This window comes from Nitrosomonas oligotropha (assembly GCF_900106555.1).
In the GTDB taxonomy this organism is placed as follows: Bacteria; Pseudomonadota; Gammaproteobacteria; order Burkholderiales; family Nitrosomonadaceae; genus Nitrosomonas; species Nitrosomonas oligotropha_A.
Window position 1 is genome coordinate 42,360 of the sequence record NZ_FNOE01000008.1, and the last position, 17,593, is coordinate 59,952.

17 protein-coding genes are annotated in these 17,593 nt (G+C 50.8%); 8 read left to right on the forward strand and 9 right to left on the reverse strand.

Annotated features, from left to right (window positions below; translation table 11 throughout):
* Window positions 1-90 precede the first annotated feature (90 nt).
* Window positions 91-969 (forward strand): alpha/beta hydrolase, encoded by an 879-nt coding sequence (locus BLU57_RS06320; protein ID WP_090317979.1) that lies wholly within the window; start codon window positions 91-93, stop codon window positions 967-969.
* Between the two features lie 104 nt (window positions 970-1,073).
* Window positions 1,074-1,508 carry a universal stress protein gene (locus BLU57_RS06325; RefSeq protein ID WP_090317982.1) on the forward strand — a complete coding sequence of 145 codons (435 nt, stop codon included), beginning with the start codon at window positions 1,074-1,076 and terminating at the stop codon, window positions 1,506-1,508.
* A 36-nt stretch (window positions 1,509-1,544) separates the two neighbouring features.
* Here BLU57_RS06325 and BLU57_RS06330 read toward each other — a convergent pair whose 3' ends face one another.
* Window positions 1,545-2,351 (reverse strand): outer membrane protein assembly factor BamD, encoded by an 807-nt coding sequence (locus tag BLU57_RS06330; protein WP_090317985.1) that lies wholly within the window; start codon window positions 2,349-2,351, stop codon window positions 1,545-1,547.
* Between BLU57_RS06330 and rluD the strand changes: the two genes are divergently transcribed.
* Entirely contained in the window at window positions 2,350-3,381 is a 1,032-nt protein-coding gene (gene rluD / locus BLU57_RS06335; RefSeq protein WP_090317988.1) for a 23S rRNA pseudouridine(1911/1915/1917) synthase RluD, read from the forward strand. The two genes, BLU57_RS06330 and rluD, sit on opposite strands and share 2 nt — an antisense overlap.
* Before the next feature lie 72 nt (window positions 3,382-3,453).
* Here the strand turns inward: rluD and BLU57_RS06340 are convergent, their stop codons facing one another.
* The gene (locus BLU57_RS06340; protein WP_090317991.1) at window positions 3,454-4,851 is read right to left on the reverse strand and encodes a porin; all 1,398 of its coding nucleotides are present in this window, start codon (window positions 4,849-4,851) and stop codon (window positions 3,454-3,456) included.
* A 435-nt stretch (window positions 4,852-5,286) separates the two neighbouring features.
* Between BLU57_RS06340 and BLU57_RS06345 the strand changes: the two genes are divergently transcribed.
* Window positions 5,287-6,159 carry a flagellar brake protein gene (locus BLU57_RS06345; RefSeq protein WP_090317994.1) on the forward strand — a complete coding sequence of 291 codons (873 nt, stop codon included), beginning with the start codon at window positions 5,287-5,289 and terminating at the stop codon, window positions 6,157-6,159.
* 37 nt (window positions 6,160-6,196) lie between these two features.
* On the opposite strand, the gene BLU57_RS06350 is transcribed toward BLU57_RS06345, so the two are convergent.
* Window positions 6,197-6,862, reverse strand: coding sequence for a CAAX prenyl protease-related protein (locus BLU57_RS06350; protein ID WP_090317997.1), 666 nt, complete (start codon window positions 6,860-6,862; stop codon window positions 6,197-6,199).
* 171 nt (window positions 6,863-7,033) lie between these two features.
* Window positions 7,034-8,191, reverse strand: coding sequence for a DNA polymerase IV (dinB, locus tag BLU57_RS06355; RefSeq protein ID WP_090318000.1), 1,158 nt, complete (start codon window positions 8,189-8,191; stop codon window positions 7,034-7,036).
* Window positions 8,192-8,325: 134 nt separating this feature from the next.
* On the opposite strand from dinB, the gene BLU57_RS06360 reads away from it, so the two are divergent.
* Both BLU57_RS06360 and BLU57_RS06365 read left to right on the forward strand, forming a co-directional pair.
* Window positions 8,326-8,580 (forward strand): GIY-YIG nuclease family protein, encoded by a 255-nt coding sequence (locus tag BLU57_RS06360; RefSeq protein WP_090318001.1) that lies wholly within the window; start codon window positions 8,326-8,328, stop codon window positions 8,578-8,580.
* An 8-nt stretch (window positions 8,581-8,588) separates the two neighbouring features.
* Window positions 8,589-8,981: a YchJ family protein gene (locus tag BLU57_RS06365; RefSeq protein WP_090318103.1), complete on the forward strand. Its 393-nt coding sequence runs from the start codon at window positions 8,589-8,591 to the stop codon at window positions 8,979-8,981.
* A 64-nt stretch (window positions 8,982-9,045) separates the two neighbouring features.
* On the opposite strand, the gene BLU57_RS06370 is transcribed toward BLU57_RS06365, so the two are convergent.
* Together BLU57_RS06370 and greB are read right to left on the reverse strand one after the other, a co-directional pair.
* The gene (locus BLU57_RS06370; RefSeq protein WP_090318004.1) at window positions 9,046-10,014 is read right to left on the reverse strand and encodes a hypothetical protein; all 969 of its coding nucleotides are present in this window, start codon (window positions 10,012-10,014) and stop codon (window positions 9,046-9,048) included.
* A 133-nt stretch (window positions 10,015-10,147) separates the two neighbouring features.
* Window positions 10,148-10,696: a transcription elongation factor GreB gene (greB, locus tag BLU57_RS06375; protein WP_090318105.1), complete on the reverse strand. Its 549-nt coding sequence runs from the start codon at window positions 10,694-10,696 to the stop codon at window positions 10,148-10,150.
* Between the two features lie 209 nt (window positions 10,697-10,905).
* Between greB and BLU57_RS06380 the strand changes: the two genes are divergently transcribed.
* On the forward strand, window positions 10,906-12,171 hold the full coding sequence (locus BLU57_RS06380) for a pyridoxal-dependent decarboxylase (protein WP_256206186.1): 1,266 nt from the start codon (window positions 10,906-10,908) through the stop codon (window positions 12,169-12,171).
* Between the two features lie 8 nt (window positions 12,172-12,179).
* Here the strand turns inward: BLU57_RS06380 and BLU57_RS06385 are convergent, their stop codons facing one another.
* From BLU57_RS06385 to BLU57_RS06395, 3 genes are all read right to left on the reverse strand, one after another.
* A complete protein-coding gene (locus BLU57_RS06385) occupies window positions 12,180-12,512 on the reverse strand; it encodes an SMR family transporter (RefSeq protein WP_090318010.1) in 333 nt (110 codons plus the stop codon).
* A 246-nt stretch (window positions 12,513-12,758) separates the two neighbouring features.
* On the reverse strand, window positions 12,759-13,397 hold the full coding sequence (locus tag BLU57_RS16485; RefSeq protein ID WP_256206187.1) for a PEP-CTERM sorting domain-containing protein: 639 nt from the start codon (window positions 13,395-13,397) through the stop codon (window positions 12,759-12,761).
* Window positions 13,398-13,607: 210 nt separating this feature from the next.
* Window positions 13,608-14,579 (reverse strand): 2-hydroxyacid dehydrogenase, encoded by a 972-nt coding sequence (locus BLU57_RS06395; protein ID WP_090318112.1) that lies wholly within the window; start codon window positions 14,577-14,579, stop codon window positions 13,608-13,610.
* A gap of 163 nt (window positions 14,580-14,742) precedes the next feature.
* Between BLU57_RS06395 and BLU57_RS06400 the strand changes: the two genes are divergently transcribed.
* Entirely contained in the window at window positions 14,743-17,532 is a 2,790-nt protein-coding gene (locus tag BLU57_RS06400; protein WP_090318013.1) for a DNA methyltransferase, read from the forward strand.
* Window positions 17,533-17,593: the final 61 nt, after the last annotated feature.

Below are 17,593 nucleotides of genomic sequence, written 5' to 3' on the forward strand. Positions count from 1 at the left end.
CGCTATGTATTACGCCCTATTCAGCAGTATTGGCCGGATTAGAAGATAAATAAACATTTCCCCAACAACGCTTATCACTCATTTGCAATTATGCAACACACAACACGCTTCCGGATCCTACTCGTCACCATCGTCATCGCCACCACATTCATAGTGTTTGCCCTTGGCCCGCTTCTGACCGCTCCGGCACCCACAGCGGTGAGTACGCTATCAGCGGACTTTCCGGTTGAATCCGTGGAAATTCCCTCACAACAAGGAGTCACCGTGCATGGCTGGCTAGCTCGCGGAAAACCCGGTGGTGGTGTCTTGCTGCTGGTGCATTCGATGCGTAGCAACCGGATGGAAATGCTGAGCCGGGCGCGATTCCTGAAGGATCAGGGATACAGTGTGCTGTTTATCGATCTGCAAGCACATGGGGAAACTGCCGGAGATCACATTACGTTCGGTTTGCGCGAAGCGGAAAATGTCGAAGCATCCGTCGCTTTTCTGCGTAAGACCTTTCCAGCCGAGCGAATGGGCGCGATCGGCGCTTCTCTGGGTGCGGCCGCAATTGTGCTCGCACAGCAGAATCTGAAACTGGATGCCGTCATTCTGGAATCACTTCACCCCACCCTCGAAGAAGCGGTTGATAACCGGTTAAAGCTGCATTTTGGCGATCAGGGCTCAATCCTGTTACCGCTCATGCTGTGGCAACTATCGTTTTACCTGGACGTTTCCCTGGATGCGCTGAGTCCGATCACGCGGATCAATAACCTCAACTCACCCGTATTGTTCATTTCCGGTACGCATGATGTGCATACAACGCAACCGGAAACCGAACGCCTTTACGCCGCGGCAAGATTTCCCAAGGAATTATGGATTGTCCCCGGTGCGCAGCATTTCAATATGCACAGCTATGCCGGCAGAGAATACGAGCAGCGCGTCAGTGATTTTTTGTCCTATTATCTGCGCCTGCATGATGACGGATAGCGCGGCATCATTGCGGCTCTCACGAGCACAGCTATGATAAAGTGCCTGCCTGTTTTAGAATGCGTATTTCCGCTTTTGCATCCACTCAATAAAAAGAGCTCAACATGAATCATTATCAGAATATTTTGCTCGCTGTCGATTTCTCCGATCATGGCCAGGCTGTCGCACAAAAAGCGCAATCGCTGGCGGAACAATTTAATGCGCAGCTTCACATCATTCATGTGCTGGATAATATTCCCATGCCTGATACACCTTATGGCACGGTGATTTCACTCGATGAAGACTCCTCGAATGATTTGCTAGAAGCGGAAAAAAACAAATTCATACGGATGAGCGATCAACTCGGTATTGCAGCGGAACGGCGCTGGCTGATCTGGGGCGAACCGCAACAGGAAATTATCCGGCTCGCGGCACAAGAACGGATCGACTTGATTATCGCCGGTTCTCACGGACGGCACGGATTGGCGGTGCTGATGGGTTCGACGGCGTCAAGCATTCTCTATCACGCGCAATGCGACGTGCTTGCCGTTCACCTGTAGCGCATCAGAAAATCACACTGGTGTGATCGGGTAGCGTCAGCTTCTCCAGAATTGCCACCACTTTTTTCCGCCCACTTCGGGCAATTCGGTCAAAAAGTAACTTTGCGGAAAATTGATTCGCATCACGCGTTCCGCATCCTCACGCAAATCGTGCATTCCCAGCGCTTCATAGGCTTTGATCATAATATACAAGGCTTCTTCAGTAGCCGGTGTGCGGGGATATTCCTTCACCACGTTTTGCGCCCGGTTGGCCGCGGCGACATAGGCTTTGCGCTTCATATAGTAACGCGCGACGTGAATATCGCTCATGGCGATGGAATTCAGCAAATAAGCCATCCGCTGTCTGGAATCGGCCGCATATTTGCTCTCCGGGTAACGTGTCACCAGTTCCTTGAAATTCTCAAACGACTCGTATGAAGCTTTTGAGTCGCGCTCGCTCATGTCCTGCTTCAGCGGGCCTCTCAGCAAGAACCCCATCATGCCCCAATTATCGTTAAAGTTTGCTAACGCTTTAATATAATAAGCATAATCTACATTCTGATGATTCGGATGCAATTTAATAAACCGGTCTGTTGCCGCGATCGCAGAAGCATGCTCTTCGTTTTTATAATGCGCATAAGCAATTTCAAGCTGCGCCTGCTGCGCAATCCGGCCATAGGGATAGCGCGCTTCCAATGATTCATACAGCTTGATAGCCGCAGTATAATTGCCCTCATTAAGTTTTTCTTTCGCCTCCGAATAAAACTTATTGGCCGACCAGTCTTGCTGATCTTCCGTGCGATCTTGCAATAATTTGCACGCGGATAACGTTAATAACAGAATAAAAGCTAAACTACGTAACATGACGAATTCCATAAAAAACAAAGATGCAGCCGGGGATTATAGCGTAAAGCCGCCAGCGCAAGCACGCAATGAACTTACAGCGCCTGTCATTGAATTAACGATTCCCTCGGATTATGCCGGCTTACGTCTTGATCAAGCGTTGGCGAAATTGTTGCCCGATTGGTCGCGCAGCCGGTTGCAAACTTGGATTGGCGAAGACAGGGTCACGCTGGACGGTGTAAAAACCAGTGTAAAACAGAAAGTGTGGGGGAATGAACATATCCGGATTTCGCCTCAGGACAGCGCTGCGGAATCCGTGTACACGGCGGAAGCGATCAGCCTGACCATCGTGTACGAAGATGAAGCGCTCATCGTCGTCAACAAACCCGCCGGTCTCGTTACCCATCCGGGCAATGGCAACTGGCAGGGCACTTTGCTGAATGCCTTACTGTATCACGCGCCGCAATTGGAAAGCGTGCCGCGGGCCGGTATCGTTCACCGCTTGGATAAAGATACCAGCGGACTATTGGTCGTGGCCAAAACGCTCGAAGCGCAAACAAACTTGGTGCGCCAGTTGCAGCAGCGCACGGTGAAACGCGATTATCTGGCACTGGTTTTAGGTGAAATCACACAAGCGGGCAGTGTCGATGCGCCGGTCGGACGCCACCCCGTTCACCGCACGAAAATGGCGATAACCCGCACAGGTAAACCGTCAGTTACACATTATCAGGTGCTCGAGAATTTTTCCGGTTGCACTTTGCTGCAATGTAGTCTTGAAACAGGCCGCACACATCAAATACGGGTGCATATGCATTCCATCGGACACCCGCTGGCGGGCGATCCTGTTTACGGCGGTAATCCCAAGAATATCCAACAAGTCATCGGACAACGATTAGCTGGTTTCCCCCGGCAGGCGCTGCACGCTCAGAAACTGGCGCTCACTCATCCGCAAACACAACAAATGCTGGCATGGGAAGCTGATATACCGGCCGATATGGATAATCTATTGCACACAGTGCGGCAATACAACCAGCCGGATATTGCAGAATAAAAAAATGCGCCCAAGGGCGCATTTTTTTGTTTCATATTTCATAACTCTCGTCACATGTATCAAACTATAAACTTAGAAAGGCAAAATCGCATCCAGTGAAAATACGATCTGATCCTTGTTGCCGCCAAAAGGCCGGTAAGCCGAAGCTTGCAGCGATTCGTGCAATGCATCCACCCGGTCATAACGGATATTAGGACGTACATTCAAGTGCTTCAGTCCTTGCCAGCCGATTTTTAATGTTTTAGCTGCTTTCCAGTTCGCGCCGAGGGTCACTGCATAATAATCGGCGGGTGTACTGGTACCCAGCAAGCCGATGTTACTCGCAAAACTTCTTCCCGTATAATCGGTTGCCGCAGTCACCCTGCCCGGTGCAAACACACGGAAGCCGTCACGGTCACGAAACCATTCAGCCCGCACACCGACCGATACATCCGGCGTCACGTCGTAGTAAAAGTGAGAATTAACGCCATACCATTCCGCATCTTTAACAACACCGGAATATACGTTATTAAATAACATGACGTTATCTGCAAAACCGTGATCATGTTGCAAAATCAAGTGCGTTTTATCGGTAAATTTATGTTTCAGGACGATGCTGTACATTCCCCAAAAACTGCTGTTGCGCGTTGAAGTCGTACTGCCGGTACCGCTGACATTGAGAGAAGTGTTGTAATCATCACTGCTCCACGTGACACCACCGATCCCGCCCCAATTTTCCATTTGTTTGTCAAAATTACCATCCCAGCCGCCTGTTCCGCTACCACCGATGGTCCCAAACATCGCCACGATGTTTTTATTCACGTTGTAGTTACCCAATACACCGGTATGCGTGAAAGGTTCGCCGTACTGCATCGTATAGGCATGGGTATAGAAGAAGTTATTGGGTGCTGGAACCGATTCATACCCGATTGGTGTATAGAAATGGCCCACTTTAATATTCAAGCCATTACCAACTGGCGCATATATCTCGGCAAAGGCTTGCGGAATTGCAATACCGTACGTGCGGCTGGAATTACAGCATATCTCCAGATCCCAATTACCTCTATCCGCCAACGGCCTGCCGTTATTCACATCGAAAGCGGGATTACCGTAAGCTTGGGTGAAAATAGCATCGGTACCGAACAGGAAATCAGCCCGGAAACCAAAATCCCAACCTTTCCCTTCCGTTTTTACCCCGCGTTGTATGAAGAAATTTAATTGATTTAATTGAAACCGGTTCGCTTGATCCGCGAAAGTAACCGGCCCCATGAAACCGTGTGTCTGACTTGGATTAAACGTTGCACCACCTTGCACCCAGCCACCAAATTCAATACCGCTATTTTTAATTGCTTTGGCAAAAGGATTATTATTTAAACTGTCGATACTCATCACGCTGTTTGCATGAACACCAGATGAACTCATACCAAGCAGCAACAACCCTCCTGCCACAGCATGCGTCATCTGTTTTTTGACGATCGCTTTATACGCCATTCTTCCCCCCCTTTAAAAAAGACTATAAAAAATAAACAAATAACAGAGCCAAAAACCATAACTAGCACATGGATTGAACTCTAACACCGAATTGCTTGAAGGGTCAACGCAAACCTTTGGGATATTTGACTGATCAGAAAAAATACAATATGGAAAAATTGTGTTGCGTACTTACGTTACTGACATTTGATCCGACACCAAAGTATTAGCGGGAACACACGCTTAATATTTAATTTTTCCTACAATCCGTAGGCAATATCCTTATATTTGTTCTATATCTTAACGCTGTAATACACCTACTGCTGTTAAAGTTTTGAAACTACCGCTCCGTTAAAAGCAAATCTGATACTGACAGTTAAATACAGGTTCGCGCCCCATGACCCGATTGACTAGTCCGTTGAACAAATTCTCACGATTAACTTTAAGTAAACAATTATGGATTTGATACCCATACAAACAACAGACTTGATGGTTGGCCAACCGCTGCCGTGGGATTTATTCGATCAGGGTCGTCAACCCATACAAAAGCGCGGTTACATCTTCAAGACGGAAGATGAGTTAAAACAGCTGGAAGAATTACCGGTCTTTCGCATGGAAAAGCAAGCCCCGGAACAAGCGGAACAGGCTACTCATTCACCAGAAAAAACCAGCTTTGAAGACATGCACCTGAAAGTAGGCCATAAAATGCATCTTACTTTAGCCACGTATTCAAAAAATGGCAGCGAAAACAACTCATGCGCAGTCTCCATGATCGGCTATGTGCCAGACAGCACTTTGATTGTTTCCATGCCTGCATCCGATCAATTAATCGGCGAACCTTTTATTGAAGGCGATCAAATTCACGTGCGCTTAATTACCGGGCAACATGCGTATAAATTTACCGTTTTTGTCGACAAGATTATTCGAGTGCCTTTTAAATACTTACACTTATCTTTCCCCAAAGAGATACAGGGTCAAAGTATCCGGAAGTCACGCAGAATCAAATGCAATTTCCCCGCAACGGTTGCCGAAAAATCAATTCCGATCAGCATCACGGATCTCAGTATCTGCGGTGCCGCAATCACTTCAACCCTGCCATTGGGAACATTAGGCTCAGAAGTTACATTATCTTTTGCTATCGCCTTACACGACAGGAAAATACCTTTATCCATTAAAGCGACCATCAGATCCGCCAAGCAAAGCGCGAAGAAAAATCAGAAAATAATCTGCACTGGCGTTGAATATACCGGCATCAAACCGGATCAAGTATTCGCACTACGTCACTTGATTTATCAGGAAATAGTTGAACATCCGGAAAATGTGATTTAAACGATGGTAAGGATTTCTTCTTACCATCGTTTCCCGTCTACCAGAAACCCCAATTACCCGTCACCACAATCCATATACCCAATACCGCATTGGTAACCGCATGCGCGAGAATCGGCAACCACAGCGTTCTGCTGCGCGTGTATAACAGGCCGTAAACGATACCGGCAAATAACCCGGCCAGCCATAAGCTGTGCGCTAGCGCAAATAAGGCGGCTGCGATGCCGAAGGCTTTAATTCCCACTTGCGCCGGATTGACGGTCAGAAAATTGGGATGCTCAATCCAGCGCATCAAAAACGAACGCCAGAAAAGTTCTTCCATCACCGGAACCACAAGCGCCGCGCCGATGATTCTCACTGTTACAAGAAACCAGTCAATTTCACCGTTATCGCGCGGATCAAACCCCACAGCGTCACCCATCACCATCCAATCCGCGGTCAGATTAATCCACGCGATAAAGACCACGATACCGGCGACCAGCGCGGCCCCCCAAATCCGGAAGCCCGCACCATCCGGCCAGCGCAATTCGCTGTACGCGCTACGCATCGCCCACAACAAACCAGCCACGACCGCAATTTTCACCGCATAAAGCAAACGCAATTCATCGGCTTGCCAGCCAAACTTCAGCAACAAATCTTCCAATATCATGAAAAAAACATAGGCGGCAAAAGGCGCAATCCGGTACAGATTCGTGCGATCAATCATTGATCAATTCCTCATTAAATTTTTGTGATGGGCAACGAACAACAACAGCGAGTATTCAATTCATGGATCTCATCCCAGCCAGTGTATAAGAGCGAGCAAAAATCAAAATAGCAATAAAAACCAGTTACCTGTCCTTTATCGAACATTAAGGTTAGCCGCGTCGCAATGAAATCACAACACCAGCGGCAATTCCTGTTGCCGGGAAGCCTCCGCCATCGGCACGGCAGTCTCGGCGCACAGCGCACTGACTTTCACGCCCAATAACCGGATCTTCTTCTGCAACGGCACCCTGCGTAAACACTCCCCGGCAGCAAGGCGTATCCGAGCTGGATCGTTGGTATAGGCAGGCAGAGAAAAATCGCGCGTGATGGTGCGGAAATCCTCAAAACGCAGCTTGATACTGATGGTACGCCCGGCATAGCCCTTGCGTTTCAAATCAGCGGCAACCTGCACGCACAATGCGGTAAATGCCTCGGATAAACCAGGACGATCCTGGCGCGGATGCAGGTCGCGCTCAAACGTAGTTTCCCGGCTGATGGATTTGGGCTCTGCATTCGTAATCACCGGACGTCGATCGATACCGCGCGACACCTCATACAACCAGGCCGAGTAACTGCGCCCGAAGTGCATCTGAAGCAAACTCAATTCGGCGCGCGCCAATTCGGCAATCGTCGTAATATCCAGTGACGCCAGCTTATTCGCCGCTTTGGGGCCGATACCGTTGATTTTCCGCACCGGCAACGGCCAAATCCGCTCCGCGATGTCATCAAACGCCAGGATGGTCAAACCATCGGGCTTCTCTAAATCGGAGCAGATTTTTGCCAACAGTTTATTCGGCGTGATGCCAATCGAGCACGATAATCCGGTCGCATCTTTCACCGCCTGTTTAATCCGTCTCGCCAGCGGCAGCGTATCTTCCGGCAGACCAGTCAAATCGATATAGATTTCATCAATGCCGGAATCTTCGATCTGCGCGGCAATACCGGCAACCGCGCTTTTGAACAAACGCGAATAATGCCGGTAAATGGGAAAATCAACCGGCAGCAGAATCGCATCCGGCGCCAGCTGCGCCGCTTTCATCACCCCCATGGCGGAATGAACACCCAACGCACGCGCTTCGTACGTAGCGGTGGTAATGACACCGCGCCCGGCATAATCGCGCAAACGGTAAAAATGCCGCTTGCCATCCGCTTGCAACACCGGCTGGTGCTCGTCCCGCCCGCCGATCACCACCGGCAAGCCACGCAACTCGGGATAACGCAGCAACTCGACCGATGCGTAAAAAGCATCCATATCCAGATGCGCGATGCGGCGTTGCGGGATATTCATTGTTTACACGATAGCAAAATGAGGATTGTGATAAATTACACCATAAAACCAATATCAGTGAGCACGGCCTCTTCTTTGGCAACAAGCCTTTTACTTTTATTGTTCAGGATTGAACGATCAACAAAGAAAAATATATGCATTGGACAGTCTATATCCTACGATGCGCCGATGGAAGTCTGTATACCGGAATCACAACGAATCTGACGCGCCGGGTCAAAGCCCACGACGCAGGTAAAGGCGCACGATATACCCAAGGCCGTGGGCCATTCCAGCTAGTACACCAAGAATTCCACAAAAACCGCGCAGAAGCGACAAAAAGAGAAATGTCGATAAAATCCCTATCCCGCACTCAAAAACTGGAATTAATTTCCGCATACTCAAAATCTTGAACACCAGCGTGAAGAACACAAAAGAATCATCCTGTCCGTGTAGCAGCGGCAAACCATACAGCAGCTGTTGCGGCCATTATCTGGATCAAAACGAAACCGCCGCCACGGCGGAAAACCTGATGCGCTCACGCTACACCGCGTATACGCTAAAGCGCGAAGACTATCTCCTGGCCACCTGGCATTCCAGTACACGCCCGGCATCCTTAGACTTGACCGGACAACCGGCACAGCAATGGCTGGGATTAACCGTCAAACGGCATGAACAAACCGCTGCGGATCAAGCGATCGTGGAATTCGCCGCACGTTACAAAATCAACGGCCGGGCGCACCGCTTGCACGAAATCAGTAACTTTGTACGGGAAGGAGGATTGTGGTTTTATGTGGATGGGGAGATTCTGTGAATTTTGCGGGATTGCGTTCCAGCACGCCCGGTTTTCCGAATCGCAAAAGATGTTCCGCAAGTGCTTAAGGCGATACTTTATTTCCCACACCAAAAAATTGCGCGATCAAGGTCATAAGGTCAACGATCGGTTGAATATTCCGTGCACCAACAAAAAATCGGCCCTCTTCGATCACATCGCTCCATAAGAACATACCCAGCCCGCCAATTTCCTTGCGTTGACTTAATAGATAGGCATATTGGTACAGTTGATCCAATAGTGTTTCGACATCGTCAAAGAGTTTGTCCGCCAGGAATCCTCCGGGGACTAAAAAGAATTTACGGCCTATCGGATTCGCTGATTCGAGCGCCTGCATGGTATCCCACACCCCTGATCCATACTCTATTTGCGAGTAATAGCCAAGTTCCGGCGAGCCGCAGAAATAAAAATTACCATAACAATCAAAACCCAAATACTCAGCATCATCAAGCATAATCGCAAGTTCATCGGGGTAAGCTTGTTTTTGCAGGACTAACTCAGCCCAAGCCTCAATATGTATCACACCAGCCCCCGGAAATTGCTGTCTGAGCAATCGCCCCACCGATCTCAGTGTAGACAAAGTGTCTGCATAGCGATTTTCGATGTCATGACATGCCTTGGGTTTTCCTTCGCGACACGCCTTTCGTATCGTCCACAAGGGTTCGTCGAGTAAAAATAAAATTTCGCGATGACGCACGGCGGACATCTCAATTGCATCAATAATCCCATACGGATCATTCCGGTACAGGCCTGTTTCCGGATCGAACAGAAACTTGCTAATCGAAATCACCGGAAGCATCTTGTACACATTGGCATCAAGATAGCGTGTAATTTCATCGATATTTTTCGGTGAGAATGCAAACGCATTACTGAATTTTGCTATTTCATCGATGTGCTCGACCTCATTCAAAAATGATCCAATGATTTTTTGAGGCCGATCGGTATTGAAATACGATGCTTGAATATCAACCGGAGATAACAAAATAACCAGTACAAAAGCAATATACTTATCCATGCGTCTTCCATCTTTTTCACCATGGATTCAGTATAAGACTATGATTAATATTGTTCTGTGCGAAAAATCACGAACTTATCGCGATTAAAAACAAACTGCTTATCCGGATAAATTGCTGATAAGGAATAGAACCTCACAACGCTTCGTAACGGATCTCCACCACCTCCAGTTCTTCCAACCCACCCGGCGTATGCAGTCTCACCACATCGCCTTCATGCGCCTTGAGCAGCGCTTTGGCGAGCGGGGAAATCCAGCTGATGCGGCCGCGCCCGGGATCGGCTTCGTCCATGCCGACGATGCTGTAGGTGTTTTCCTCGCCTTGGCTATTGCAAATGGTCACGGTAGCGCCGAAAAACACTTGATCGCATTCGCCGCGTTGCGCGGGGTCGACCACTTCGGCGTTATCCAGGCGCTTGGATAAAAACCGCAAGCGTCGGTCGATTTCGCGCAGCCGACGCTTGCCGTAGATATAATCGCCATTTTCCGAGCGATCGCCGTTGGATGCCGCCCAGGTAATCGTTTTAACCAATTCCGGCCGTTCCACTTTCCACAACTGATCGAACTCATCCTTCAGCCGCTGATGGCCTGCCGGAGTGATGTAGTTTTTCAAACCCTTCGGCAACTTCGGCGTATCGTCGGGTTCGTCGTCGTCTTCGTTTTCCTTGGTAAAGGCTTTACTCATAGTCACCATTATTATCAGCAAAAGAGAACCGCTAAGATAGCGGTCTTCCCTGTTCTATTCAAGATCATTCACCGCAACGCCTCTCCCATCTTGCAAAATAGATAAGAAACCTTACGTTCAGCACAGTATCTAATGATCGTACTTAACAGGAGGTCATCATGCTAATGAACCGGCGCCAATTTTTGAGCATATCCGGCGCAACAGCCTGTATGGCTGCATGCTCACCTCAGGCCCTCGCAACGCAATCGCTGACGCGAGTTCCGCAACAAAACGCTGCAACCGCATTGAAAGCCATGCGGCATCTCTCGCAACAGCGGAGCCGGATGCTCGGTTATCCCATCAATATGACCACTCCGCCGGATGAGTTTTTCGCCTGGCGCAATGAACTCGCGGCCGTGGGCTTCAATCAATTCGCTTTCAACAATGTTGGCAATCCTTACGACCACAGCCATATCCCGTTTAATTGCCATCCGTTTGAAAAGGAATTGATCGATCGTTTCGGCGCAGTGTATGGCTTCGCACCGGATAATATTTGGGGATTCCTCACCAACAGCGGCACCGACAGCAATATGCACGGGTTGTATATGGGCCGTACGATTCTTAAAAGCCGTACCGGTGTCATGCCGAAAATCTATTTCACGCGTGAAGCGCATTATTCGATTCAGATTCTGCGTGACCTGTTGCATCTCGACTGGGTGGTAGTCGGCACGCGGCCCGACGGCAGCATGGACGCCAATGATCTGGAACGGCAGTTGAATGCCAATCCCAATCATCCCGCCTTGGTGGTCGCAACCATTGGCACCACGTTCAAAGGCGCGATTGATCCAGTTGATGCCATCCAAGCCAAGCTAAAACACCGCACCGCTTATCTGCATTTGGACGCCGCGTTATTCGGCGGCTATTTGCCACACACCGCGTTTGCCGCTGACTTGCGGCACAACGTCAGCAACCCGGTTTCCAAAACAGAACTGAAACGCTACGATTCCATCGCCGTTTCCTGTCACAAATTTTTTGGCTTTCCCTCGCCCGCCGGATTGTTCATCACCACGCGCGCGAACTTTGAAGCATTCCGCACCCCGTTCAGCCAAATTCACGACCCGGAATACATCCAGCAAGTACCTGGCACGATCACCTGTTCGCGCGATGCCGTCAAACCCGCTGAATTCTACTTTTTCAGTTCGGAATCCGCTTTTGCCCGGCAAGCTGCCGATGCCAAAGCAATGCTGGATAACACCGCTTATTTGCTGAAAGAAATGAACAACCATTATAGTTACCTGCGGCCGGTGCGCGCCAATGACCGTTCGAATACGGTTTATTTCATCACCCCGAGTAAAGCCATCGTCGATCATTACTCATTAGCGACCATGCAGCTTGATATTGACGGAGAACGGACACCCTGCGCGCATGTCGTGGTCATGCCGCATGCCAAGAAAGAAATTCTCGACCGGTTTCTAACCGACTTGCGCAAATCCTGACGGCGGCATCAATGCACGACGGTGCGGGAAAACACATTGATCACGGCCACACCCGCGATGATCAGAGCCAAACCGATCAGCGCGGGCGTATCCAGCGACTGCCCCAGAAAAAGCCAGCCGCTCAGCGCGATCAATACGATGCCAACGCCCGACCAGATCGCGTACGCCACGCCGACCGGAATGGTTTTCAGCGTCAACGACAGCAAATAAAAAGCCAGCAAATAACCGATGACAACGATCAGCGATGGCCACAAACGGGTAAACCCTTCGGCGGCTTTGAGGAATGATGTCGCGATCACTTCGCTGACGATGGCGACGGCAAGAAAAATCCACTGCTGCATGGGTATCACTCCTTGTATTGGGATGGTCACAAGCACCGGTTTCAACCGGATACATTGAAATAGCTGCGCTATGTTACCAAAACACGATGGAGTAAACGCAAACCGCAGCGTAAACGCTGCATGATGATGAAGATAAACGTGACAGCTGAACGCTGTCAGCTCAATGATTCATAAAAAAACCGGCGCTGCGTTTACCGCAGCGCCGGTTCTTCTAAAACGATTTACAGCAATCCTACGATCAAGCGATTAAACTGCAGCCGCTTGTTTACGACGGTAGCCAGCAAAACCGATCAGACCAAGACCTGCCAGCAACATCGCATAGGTTTCAGGTTCTGGAACAGGAACGAGGTTAGCGGCAACGTCATGTCCGACAATGCCCATCGTGCCTGAATAGGTGAGAACCTCAGTAGCAGAAAAGCGAACCGATGCCGTGACCACAGTACCAGCCAGTTCGGCTACGATTGCACCGTAACCGCCGTTACTGGCAACATCCGGATCCCAGGAAAATGTGAATACATTCAGTGGATCGAAGCCGGTGAAATCAAAACCGAATACCGTTGAGCCCACCGCGCCAAATAATGACGATGTGCCATTGGCTTCCGGATCATAGGCAAAAGTTCCGCCACCCGAACCACCGAATACCAGCGGCTCGCCCAATATGCAACTTCCACCATCCGTGCAATGCGTTCCGGACAAATCGAACGTGAGTTTCTCGATTACGCCGCTGGTACCGTCAAAAGCAGCGGTATTGATGCTGAAAGAACCTAACGGGCCAGGATTGGTTACGGTGATTGAGCCAGCTGGCGATGCATAGCTGACGCCGCTCAATAGGACAGAGAGTCCAAGCGCGGCAGCAACTTGCGTAGTGCCTTTAATAAATTTCATTATTTTTCTCCTCAAATTTGAAATAATCAGTTTGATACTTTATCAAAACATGTTCGTTTAACTGCACGTTCGCTTTTTAATCGCTTACGGCGGTAAACTGCCAAATGGCATTAACGAGCCCTTCTCGCAAAAGATTCCTATTCTTTGTAGGAATTTTCTTTCTAATTTTACCTTCTTTTTATTTTTTTTAGTGCCAATTTTGTACTAATTTCAGGTACCCCCAATCGCATCGGTAACCTGATTAAATGGTTTATTTTGGAAAAAATGCTCGATATTACCCGCCAGTTGATCGAGCAGCCGCTGCCGCGATTCCCGGCTGGCCCAGGCGATGTGTGGCGTGACGATCAGATTCGGCGGCAATGTGCGCAGGATCGCATTATTTTGGCCGGGCGGTTCGCCCTGGATCACGTCGATAGCCGCACCAGCGATCTGTCCGCTGGATAAACTCTGCAATAAATCGGTCTCGTTCACCAGCCCGCCGCGCGCGGTGTTGATCAGATACGCCGACGGCTTCATCAATGCCAATTCGCGGCGGCTAATCAAATACTGCGTTTCCGCTGACAATGGACAATGCAGCGTGACGAAATCCGCCTGCCGCAGCACATCGTCAAACGCGGTTCTACCGGCACGCGGCGGCTTGCCTTTGTGATCCGCGATCAGCACCTGCATGCCGAATGCCCGGGCGACCTGCGCCACGGCATGCCCGAGTTCGCCGTGGCCGATGATGCCGAGCGTCTTGCCGGATAGTTCGATGACCGGAAAATCCAGCGGACAAAAAAACTGGCTTTTCTGCCAGCCGCCGCGCTTCACCAGCGCCTGATAATCCGGAAAATGCCGCGCCAGATTCAGCATCAGCGTAAACACATGCTCGACCACCGACGGCGTAGCGTAGCCGCGCACGTTGCACACCGGCACGCCGTGTTCGGCGGCAGCCGCCAGGTCGACGTTGTTGTACCCGGTCGCAGCGATGCAAATCAGCTTGAGTCGTTGCGCCGTTGCAATGGCGTCACTGCTGATATAAACCTTGTTGCTGACGATCACCTCGGCGTCGCGTATGCGTTCCGCCACTTCCGCCTCGGAAGAATCGTGATAAAACTGCCACGGCGCAATCGCCCGCTCCAGCGTGGCGCAGTCCATATCGCCACGGGTGACGGAACCGAAATCCAGAAAAATAGCGCGCATATCTTGCTCCTGATAATGATGGAAAATCATACCACAGGCGATCCTTGGCGTTTCCCGGCGCGATCACGTAGAATCGGGCGGGTCAAAATAAATAAGAAAGCTCTGAAAAAAGCAGCGAGCGCAGTAGTTTTTCAGAGCTTCCTAAGAATAAACCGGAGACTGCATGGCGCTAGCCTGGAACGAAATCAAAGACCGCGCGCTGGCGTTTTCCCGCGACTGGGCCAAAGCGGAATCGGAAGACGCCGACGCCAAACCGTTCTGGATCGAATTTTTCCAAGTCTTCGGCATCAACCAGCGGCGCATCGGCAGTTTCGAGCAAAAGGTCAAAAAACTCGGCGACCGCGACGGATACATCGATTGGCTGTGGAAAGGCAACCTGCTGATCGAACACAAATCACGCGGTAAAGATCTGGATCGCGCCTACCAGCAGGCCATCGACTATTTCCCCGGACTGAAGGAACACGAACTGCCGCGTTTCGTGCTGGTCAGCGACTTCGCGCGCTTCCGCCTGTACGACATGATCGAAGGCACGCACAGCGAATTCCTGCTGAAAGGGCTGTATAAAAACGTCAAGCTGTTCTGGTTCATCGCCGGGTACCAGCCGCAAAAAATCTCGCCGCAAAGCCCGGTCAACGCCAAGGCGGTGCAGCGCATGGCGCGGCTGCACGACCGCCTGAAACAAATCGGCTACACCGGCCACGCGCTCGAGGTCTATCTGGTGCGCCTGCTGTTTTGCCTATTCGCCGAGGACACCGGTATTTTCGAGCGCACTCAGTTCACCGAATTCATCGAGCAGCAAACGCGCGAGGACGGCAGCGATCTCGCGCCGCAACTGGCGCAACTGTTCGACGTGCTCAACACGCCGGAAACCGCGCGGCTGAGAAACCTCGACGACACGCTGAGCCGATTTCCGTACATCAATGGCAAATTGTTCGAGGAACGCCTGCCGTTCGCCAGCTTCGACCGCGACATGCGCGCCGCGCTGCTGTATTGCTGCGCCATCGACTGGAGCGGCATTTCCCCGGCGATTTTCGGTTCACTGTTCCAGAACATCATGGACGAAACACCGAACGCGCGGCGCAACCTCGGCGCGCACTACACCACCGAGGAAAACATCCTGAAACTGATCGGCCCGCTGTTCCTCGACGAACTGCGCGCTGAGTTCGATAAAATCCGCCACACCGTCAAAAGCCGCACGCAAAACCTGCAAGCGTTCCACGCCAAGCTCGCCGGACTGAAATTTCTCGACCCGGCATGCGGCTGCGGCAATTTTCTGGTGATCGCGTACCGCGAACTGCGCAAGCTGGAACTGGAAGTGCTGCGCGAACTACACCACAGCGGCCAGCAGGCGCTCGACATCGCCACCATCATTCAGGTCGACGTCGACCAGTTCCACGGCATCGAAATCGAGGAATTTCCGGTGCAAATCGCGCAAGTCGCGCTATGGTTGACCGACCACCAGATGAACGCGTTGGTGTCGGAAGAATTCGGCCAGTATTTCATCCGCCTGCCGTTGAAAAAATCCGCGCACATCCTACACGGCAACGCGCTGCGACTCGATTGGAACAGCGTCATCGCGGCGAAGGAGTGCGATATTGTGATGGGCAATCCGCCGTTCATTGGCGCGAAATTCTTGAATGACGCACAGCGCACCGATGTCGCGACGATTTTTCACGACACCAAAAACGCCGGTTTGCTCGATTACGTCACCTGCTGGTACCGCAAGGCTACCGGCTACATCGCCGCCCACCCGGCGATCCGGGTGGCGTTCGTCTCAACCAACTCGATCACGCAGGGCGAACAGGTTAGCGTATTGTGGCCGGATTTACTGCGCCACGGTGTGCATCTGCATTTCGCCCACCGCACCTTTCAATGGAGCAGCGAAGCCAGCGGCAAAGCCGCAGTGCATTGCGTCATCATCGGTTTTGGTTTGCAAGAAGCGGCGCAGAAAACCATTTTTGAATATGAAAACATTCAGGGCGAAGCGCATGCTGTAGCGTCCAAAAACATCAATCCGTATCTGGTGGATTCACCAAATCTATTTTTAGAAAATCGAAACAAACCAATTTGCTCCGTTCCCGTAATCGGCATAGGAAGTCAACCAATTGATGATGGTAACTTCCTATTCACTACTGAAGAAAAAGAAGAATTTCTTAAGCGCTCACCTAAAGCAGCAAAATATTTCCATCGCTGGCTCGGCGCGGTCGAATTTATCAATGGATATGAGCGCTGGTGTTTATGGCTCGGTGATTGTCCTCCAAACGAACTGCGTCAGCTTCCAGAAGTATTATCTTTGGTCGAGGCTGTTAAAAATTTTCGCTTAAAAAGTAAGCGCGCCCAAACTTTAAAAGCAGCTGACACACCGACTCATTTTGGCACTGAACTCATACCAACAACGCCTTATCTGCTTATTCCAAAAGTATCATCGGAAAGGCGTAACTTTATTCCGTTAGGGTTCATTCAACCCGAAACTTTCTGTAGCGATCTGGTTTTTATGCTACCCAACGCCACGCTCTATCATTTCGGCATCCTCACTTCCACGATGCACAACGCCTGGATGCGCACGGTATGCGGGCGCTTGAAAAGCGATTACCGCTATTCCGCCGGGATCGTCTACAACAACTTCCCCTGGCCGGAACCCACCGATACCCAACGCAAAACCATCGAAACCGCCGCGCAAGCCGTGCTCGACGCCCGCGCGCAATTCCCAAATGCCACGCTGGCCGATCTGTATGATCCGCTGGCGATGCCGCCGGAACTGGTGCGCGCGCATCAGACACTCGACCGCGCCGTCGACGCCGCCTACGGCAAAAAATCGTTCGCCTCCGAAGCCGAGCGCGTGGCGTTTTTGTTCGAACGCTACCAAACGATCACCAGCCTGCTGCCCGCCGCCGCAGCCCGTAGACCTCGCAAGAAAACAGCAAAACAACCCGATCACGACCCGCTTCCTTGACGGTGAAACCTATGCCGGGCGTCACGGTGCGCTGCTACGAGATTTTTTGCATGCCGCCGGA

Excerpts from the sequence above, each read along its gene's own strand:
- BLU57_RS06400 (WP_090318013.1), top strand. The coding sequence starts at position 14,743 with ATGGCGCTAGCCTGGAACGAAATCAAAGACCGCGCGCTGGCGTTTTCC.
- rluD (WP_090317988.1), top strand. The coding sequence starts at position 2,350 with ATGACGAATTCCATAAAAAACAAAGATGCAGCCGGGGATTATAGCGTA.
- BLU57_RS06395 (WP_090318112.1), bottom strand. The coding sequence starts at position 14,579 with ATGCGCGCTATTTTTCTGGATTTCGGTTCCGTCACCCGTGGCGATATG.
- BLU57_RS06330 (WP_090317985.1), bottom strand. The coding sequence starts at position 2,351 with ATGTTACGTAGTTTAGCTTTTATTCTGTTATTAACGTTATCCGCGTGC.
- BLU57_RS06360 (WP_090318001.1), top strand. The coding sequence starts at position 8,326 with ATGCATTGGACAGTCTATATCCTACGATGCGCCGATGGAAGTCTGTAT.
- BLU57_RS06380 (WP_256206186.1), top strand. The coding sequence starts at position 10,906 with ATGGCTGCATGCTCACCTCAGGCCCTCGCAACGCAATCGCTGACGCGA.
- BLU57_RS16485 (WP_256206187.1), bottom strand. The coding sequence starts at position 13,397 with ATGAAATTTATTAAAGGCACTACGCAAGTTGCTGCCGCGCTTGGACTC.
- BLU57_RS06345 (WP_090317994.1), top strand. The coding sequence starts at position 5,287 with ATGGATTTGATACCCATACAAACAACAGACTTGATGGTTGGCCAACCG.
- BLU57_RS06320 (WP_090317979.1), top strand. The coding sequence starts at position 91 with ATGCAACACACAACACGCTTCCGGATCCTACTCGTCACCATCGTCATC.
- BLU57_RS06325 (WP_090317982.1), top strand. The coding sequence starts at position 1,074 with ATGAATCATTATCAGAATATTTTGCTCGCTGTCGATTTCTCCGATCAT.
- BLU57_RS06370 (WP_090318004.1), bottom strand. The coding sequence starts at position 10,014 with ATGGATAAGTATATTGCTTTTGTACTGGTTATTTTGTTATCTCCGGTT.
- BLU57_RS06385 (WP_090318010.1), bottom strand. The coding sequence starts at position 12,512 with ATGCAGCAGTGGATTTTTCTTGCCGTCGCCATCGTCAGCGAAGTGATC.
- BLU57_RS06350 (WP_090317997.1), bottom strand. The coding sequence starts at position 6,862 with ATGATTGATCGCACGAATCTGTACCGGATTGCGCCTTTTGCCGCCTAT.
- greB (WP_090318105.1), bottom strand. The coding sequence starts at position 10,696 with ATGAGTAAAGCCTTTACCAAGGAAAACGAAGACGACGACGAACCCGAC.
- BLU57_RS06340 (WP_090317991.1), bottom strand. The coding sequence starts at position 4,851 with ATGGCGTATAAAGCGATCGTCAAAAAACAGATGACGCATGCTGTGGCA.
- dinB (WP_090318000.1), bottom strand. The coding sequence starts at position 8,191 with ATGAATATCCCGCAACGCCGCATCGCGCATCTGGATATGGATGCTTTT.